General features: G+C 37.2%; 8 protein-coding genes. 7 read left to right on the top strand and 1 reads right to left on the bottom strand.

Annotated elements, in window-relative coordinates; translation table 11 throughout:
- Positions 1–414 (top strand): DUF2663 family protein, encoded by a 414-nt coding sequence (locus JOC54_RS07400; protein WP_035418445.1) that lies wholly within the window; start codon positions 1–3, stop codon positions 412–414.
- A gap of 46 nt (positions 415–460) precedes the next feature.
- Here the strand turns inward: JOC54_RS07400 and JOC54_RS07405 are convergent, their stop codons facing one another.
- Positions 461–766, bottom strand: a complete 306-nt coding sequence (locus JOC54_RS07405; RefSeq protein ID WP_035418447.1) for a helix-turn-helix domain-containing protein — start codon at positions 764–766, stop codon at positions 461–463.
- Between the two features lie 155 nt (positions 767–921).
- Here JOC54_RS07405 and JOC54_RS07410 point away from each other — a divergent pair, with 155 nt between their 5' ends.
- The 6 genes from JOC54_RS07410 to JOC54_RS07435 all read left to right on the top strand — a co-directional run bounded on the left by JOC54_RS07410 (position 922) and on the right by JOC54_RS07435 (position 6,215).
- Complete coding sequence (locus JOC54_RS07410; RefSeq protein ID WP_035418449.1) at positions 922–1,137, top strand: helix-turn-helix transcriptional regulator; 216 nt, start codon at positions 922–924, stop codon at positions 1,135–1,137.
- Between the two features lie 192 nt (positions 1,138–1,329).
- Positions 1,330–2,217, top strand: coding sequence for a helix-turn-helix domain-containing protein (locus JOC54_RS07415; protein WP_204465407.1), 888 nt, complete (start codon positions 1,330–1,332; stop codon positions 2,215–2,217).
- A gap of 256 nt (positions 2,218–2,473) precedes the next feature.
- The gene (locus JOC54_RS07420; protein WP_204465409.1) at positions 2,474–3,670 is read left to right on the top strand and encodes an amidohydrolase; all 1,197 of its coding nucleotides are present in this window, start codon (positions 2,474–2,476) and stop codon (positions 3,668–3,670) included.
- A gap of 118 nt (positions 3,671–3,788) precedes the next feature.
- Complete coding sequence (locus JOC54_RS07425; RefSeq protein WP_204465410.1) at positions 3,789–4,553, top strand: metallophosphoesterase; 765 nt, start codon at positions 3,789–3,791, stop codon at positions 4,551–4,553.
- Positions 4,554–4,581: 28 nt separating this feature from the next.
- The gene (locus JOC54_RS07430; RefSeq protein ID WP_204465411.1) at positions 4,582–5,490 is read left to right on the top strand and encodes a MerR family transcriptional regulator; all 909 of its coding nucleotides are present in this window, start codon (positions 4,582–4,584) and stop codon (positions 5,488–5,490) included.
- 125 nt (positions 5,491–5,615) lie between these two features.
- Positions 5,616–6,215, top strand: coding sequence for a genetic competence negative regulator (locus JOC54_RS07435; protein ID WP_204465412.1), 600 nt, complete (start codon positions 5,616–5,618; stop codon positions 6,213–6,215).
- Positions 6,216–6,331 lie beyond the last annotated feature (116 nt).

A 6,331-nucleotide genomic window follows, 5' to 3' on the forward strand; every position in this document is an offset into this window, starting at 1 on the left:
ATGAATGGAATTTATTCAATGAAGGCCATATCGATAGAATTAGTCAAACGAAAAGAAACCTGGGACAAACTTGAAAAAGAAAAAGCATTTTACCTGTGGGTCTCTCTCACTGTAAGCTTTCTATTAATAGGTCTTATCAGCATTGGTGCTACCGTGCGCTCGCTACCTCACGAAGAACTATTCGCCTCTCCTATACGAGTTGGGTGCATTCTTGTTTTAACTGCAGCTATTACACGAATGATCCATTTAACCAAAAAAGCAGAGAAGAAAGAAAAAGAATTTGAGGAATTAAGATTAGAATTTATAGATAGAAGTGACGAATTTTTTTCTAATGTGCTTTCCCAGAATGAAAAAGAAGCTTATTTGAAAGAAATGAATGATCAACATAACATCAATTTATCGTATTATCACTAATTAAAAGAGACGACGAAAAGTACTCCTTTTCGTCGTCTCTTTTAATCTATAATCGGTTTGCTTTAATTCTTAGTTGTTCTAAATGCTCGCGTAAAAGCTGTTCTTCTTTTTCAGTAAGGTCTGTTTCATACAGAAGGAGAGGATTTTTACGACTTGTTCGTCCAAACAGGTAATCTGTAGAAACGTGAAAGACATCAGCTATCCGGTTTAATGTATCTGTATCAGGAGTGCGATTTCCATTTTCATAACCAGAAATGGATACTTTCGTTACGCTTATCATTTGACCAAGCTGTTCTTGTGTAAGCTTATGTTCTAGTCGAAGCGCTTTTAATCGTTCCGGAACTATCGCCATATCGACAATCCTTTCATATAGTCTAAAATCTATTATAGGTTAACAAATCGCTAACGTAAATTCTGTTAACTAAATAGAAACAAAGGATTTACAGATTAATTTGCTAAATGTATAATAATGTTAACCGCTAGTTAATGAAAAGAAGAGGTGAACATATGTTACGAGCCAAATTAAAAAAAGTCCGTTTGGAAAACCATATGACTCTTGAACAAGTAGCGAAAGAAATACATGTAAGTACACCGTTTTATTGGCAAATAGAGAACGGCAAAAGAGGACTCTCTTATGAATTAGCCGTTAAAATTGCTCATGTGTTTTCAATGAAACCTGATGAATTGTTTCTAGATGAATACGCATCGAATTTATCTCAATAAAGATCAGTTTGTACCATAATCGGTTGATTATGGTTTTTTAGTGTGAGCGAATAACAAAAATGTATAAAATTTTTATAAAATAAGAAAAAAGGATATGAATTCCAATCTAAACGTTTTATAATCAAAGAAATGCATTTTCCATTATTAAACAAATGAATCGCTTTATTTTCTTTGTTATTTGGGGGTCAAGTAATGAAAGATGAGATTGCAAAAAGAGTTCAACGCTTAAGAAAAGATGCGGCAATGACTCAAATGGAATTATCGAGAGGAATTTGTACACAAGCACAAATTAGTAACATTGAAAAAGGGCATTTAAATCCATCAAGTTTGACCTTATTTCAGATTTCCCAGAAGCTTAATGTTGATATGAATTATTTTTTTGTTCACTCAGATGCGAATCAATTTACTCAACTAGAAAATAGGATGAATGCAATACGCGCTTGTGTTCATGCTGGAGATTATCCTGAAGTTCGGTTGAGGTTACGTCAAGAATTCAATTTAGACAAGGATGCTCTAGACCAAAGTAAACCGTTTGTATTATGGCATGAAGGGTTAAGTCTTTTTCATTTAGATAAAAATATAGACCAAGCTTTAAATAAGCTCGAGGAAGCGCTAGAACGAAGTAAAGATGAAGAAAAAATTGCTAAAGAAATTGAATTGAAGATTAGAGAAGATATTTCTGCACTTCTACTTGAGGTAAGTAAAGTAGAAGAAGCATATTCAAGCTATTTACATTTGAATCATTTAATTGATAGTAGATCAAATCATCAAACAAACGAACGGATGAGAATACGAACCTATTTAGGCTTAGCACGTTGCACGTATAAAATGGCTCATTTTCACGATGCAATCATTTTTAGCGAGCGTGGTGTGGCAGTAAGTGTGGGAAATCAATTGATTGCTCATTTAGGGGATCTGCTCGAGACACATGGAAATAGCTTAATTCAGCTAAAAAAAACGGATGAAGGGGTTAACAAATTAAATAAGGCAAAGGTTTTATTTGAGTTAGAAAATAAACAAAAGAAGTTGAAAGTAGTAAAAAAGATATTAGACAAAATTGAGCGGCATGCGAATAGCTAGTCTTTGAAACTGATACCCTATATGCTATACTTAACAAGTAATCATTATAAAACTGTTGTGTACTAGGAGTGAACCTATATGGATATGAGCATTTCTCAATTAATTGCGATTTTAGGTATTGGAATTACAGCTGTTGTACTTGCTGTTGTCATGGCTCTTTTACTACTAAAAATGTCCCAGAATTCTGATTGAGACAATATGACGAGCGGTATTCCACATGGGATACCTTTTTTACTTCATCCAAGAGGAGGACTATATGTTTGATAAATTGTTCGAAAAGTTAGATTCTCATTATCCTGAAATGATTGAATTGCGAAGAGATTTTCATTCAGAGCCTGAACTTGCATTTGAAGAAGTCATTACACCTAAGAAGGTAGCTACATACCTTTCTAATTTGGGGATTGAAGTAAGAGAGGGTGTTGGGGGAAGAGGAGTTGTTGGTACGTTAAGAGGAGAAAAACCAGGGAAGACCGTTGCTCTCCGTGCTGATTTTGATGCACTCCCAATTCAAGAAGAAACAGGGTTATCTTTTTCCTCTAAAGTGGCTGGAAAAATGCACGCATGTGGACACGATGGTCATACGGCAACTTTACTCGTTTTAGCAAAAGTCTTAACAAAGCTTAAACAAGAAATTGAAGGCACGATCGTTTTTATTCATCAGTTTGCAGAAGAGCAAGCTCCAGGTGGCGCCATTGCAATGATTGAAGATGGGTGTTTAGATGGAGTGGATATGATTTACGGTACTCATTTATGGAGCCCATTGCAGTATGGAGACATTGGATATAGTTATGGTCGTATGATGGCCGCTGCTGATCGGTTTGTTATTCAGGTTCAAGGACGCGGAGGACATGGGGCAATGCCACATGAAACGGTTGACGCGGTCATGGTCGGTTCTTCTATCGCCTTGATGTTACAACAACTTGTAAGTCGAAACACCAATCCAATGGAACCGGCTGTTTTAACAATTGCTTCTTTTCATGCTGGTGGAGCGTTTAATGTGATTAGCGACACGGCGAAACTAGAAGGAACGGTTCGAACTTTTAGTGAATCTGTTCAGAATCAATTGATTTTACGTATGGAAGAAACAATTAAAGGTGTATGTGCTGCGCACGGCGCTGATTATGAATTTAACTATATAAAAGGGTATCCAGCCGTCATTAATAATGAAGAGGCTGTGCATCAATTTGTTCAATCAGCTAAAGCAATTCATCCGCCAGAACGTGTTTTAGAAATAGAGCCTGTAATGGGTGGAGAAGATTTTTCATATTATTTACAAAAAATACCGGGGGTGTTTTTCTTTACGGGGGCAGGTAATAAAGAACAGGGGATTATTTATCCACATCATCATCCCAAATTTGATATTGATGAAAGATCGATGCTTCTTGCAGCAAAGCAACTTGGGGCAGCATGTCTTTCTTACTTAGTGTCAAAAAAAGAATCAGAGGTCGTTTAATCGCTTATACTGAAAAACAGTCATTTGACTGTTTTTTTTATTCTCTATTGTTTAAACACAAATATGTAGTGGGTATGATATGATACGTCTATATCTTGAGGGTTTAAAGGAGCAAGCAATGAAAAAACGTTTTGGAGTAATTGGAGCTTTTTTAGTTGCAAGTACGCTGATTATTCATATGATTCGACAAGCACGAGAGAATAACGTTAAGATTCATAAGTGGACTAGATCGGGGTACCCACCACATGTACCGCCGCTCTCCCTTTTCTTTATCTCGGATGTACATAAAAGGAAAATTTCTAATGACTTATTAAGTTCAATAAACGATAAATGTGATTTAGTTATTATTGGCGGAGATTTTACTGAACCAGGTGTGCCTAAGCTAAGAACAGAAGAAAACCTTGCTAAATTGATTCAGCTTGGCCCTGTTTTATTCGTGAATGGAAACAATGATGATGAAGTTGACCAAGATTGGCTACATCAGTTACTGGACAGTCCTCAAGTCTACAACTTAAATGATCGAGCATTTACTTTAAAACAAGGTAACAAAACAATACGCTTTTTAGGGCTAGCACAGCGCTATTATTCACAAGAGCAAATAGATAGGCTGTTTGCCGAAGATTGTGCTGACTTTACAGTTGTTATATGCCATTACCCAGATGTAAGTCGCTTTCTAAACGGGAAAGAAATCAATATGATGCTCTCTGGTCACACACATGGTGGCCAAATACGCCTTGGTCGGTTTGGTTTACGTTCTCACGGCGGAGTGACTAAAGAGGAAGGTTATGACAAACTTGTGAGCAATGGTTACGGGACGACGCGAGTTTCGTTACGTTTAGGCGCAAAGCCAGAAACGCACTGGATTACACTATCTTCTGAGTAAGTCAAGTTCGGTTGGGAGTCATGGGGATATGAGCATTAAAGAAGGGAAATATACGATAAAGGCAGTTTCGAAAAAGCTTGGTATAAGGCCGGGAACATTACGCGCATGGGAGAGGCGATATCAAGTTGTTGAGCCTGTTCGCAATGAGAGTGGTCATCGGTTATACACTGAGCACCATGTAGCTATTTTGCAAGGGTTGCTAGCAAAAGTAAATGAAGGCTTTACCATAAAACAAGCCGTTGATTTAATGGAGACAGAAAATCATGTGCAACAATCTATTACCACAGAATCCCATTATTATTATTGTAAGCAGTTCGTAGAAGATCTGGTTACAGCCTTATTTGAATTTGATGAAGTGAGGGCACAAATGCTTCTGAATCAAGCATATAGTTTGTATTCGATCGACCGAGTAACCATTGAAATGATGTTGCTTGCGCAAACGTATGCTACTGAGAAAACGCGTGAGGATTGTTTCACGAGTGTTAACCACTCTTTTTTTACGCATTTTGTAGAAACAAAGATATCGGCAATTATGCAGACGCTACCGATTGACTCAGCAAAGTCTAAAGCATTGCTATTTTGTTCAGAAACGGAAGATGATTCATTGACCTTACGTATTTTTTCCTATTATTTAAAGCGAAAAGGAATGAATGTTCTCTGTTTTGGGGCAGGTATTTCTGAGGAGAATGTTGAATTATTGGTAGAGCAATGGAAACCTACCTTTATTGTTCTGTCTTGTATGGATCAGAAACATATAGATAAGACATTAAACCGTATGGAATATTACCGTAGGGAGCATTTAACGATTACGACTGGTTTTTTAGGAGACAGTTTTTTAACTCTCTCAGAAGAAGAAAAGAAACGTTTAGCACCGTATTATATCGGGAAATCTAGAGCTGATTGGGAACAGTGGCTAGAAAGATTGCATGGTGAATAAGAGACAAGCCTTTTTTCAAAAAGGAAATCGCTTTTCGTATGAACCATCTTTGACGTAAGCACATAACGTATCGTATAGATACAAGTGACGTGAGAGAACCAGTGGGGCATAAAGGAGGGGTTGGTATGCGCTTAGAGCGTTTAGCGATTGATAAGTTCAAGGTTTTTTTAACCTTTGACGATATGGACGAGAGAGGCATTACAAAAGAAGATCTTTGGCAGGATGTCCCGAAGGTCCATGATTTGTTTAGAGATATGATGCTTGAAGCAGACGACGAGTTAGGTTTTAAAGTGGATGGACCGATTGCTGTTGAAGTCTTTGCGATGCCTGCACAAGGCATGGTTTTTATCGTCACAAAAGGGACCCATTCAGATGATTTTGATACAGATGACTACGAAGATGGGTTTATTGAAATGCAGCTAACCCTGGATGAAATTGATGAGGTTTTTTATGAGTTTGCATCGTTTGAAGATGTCATTGGGTTAGTATCTCGTTTATATACAATTGATATTAGCGGTGGAGAGCTGTACTCCTATCAAGGTCGTTTCTTTATTAAATTCTCTGAAGAAGAATTAGAAGATACAAATGAAGAGGCTTTGATTGCAATCTTATCAGAGTTTGGCAATCCCTCAACTACTTCATTTTATCGCCTCTATGAGTATGGAAAAGTTCTTATTCAGAAAAAAGCCGTTCAAACTCTGTACAAAACATTCTATAAGGACTAGTAGCTTGTATTATACAAGCTACTTTTTTTAATGGTTTTAAAAACCCCTGGCTCTGCCGGGGGTTCCAGAGAGCTTCTAGCGTGGTCATAAAAAAAGCCTCACGACGTGATAAGATG

Origin of the sequence: Shouchella xiaoxiensis (genome assembly GCF_016907895.1) — a bacterium.
Taxonomy (GTDB): Bacteria; Bacillota; Bacilli; order Bacillales; family Bacillaceae_D; genus Shouchella; species Shouchella xiaoxiensis.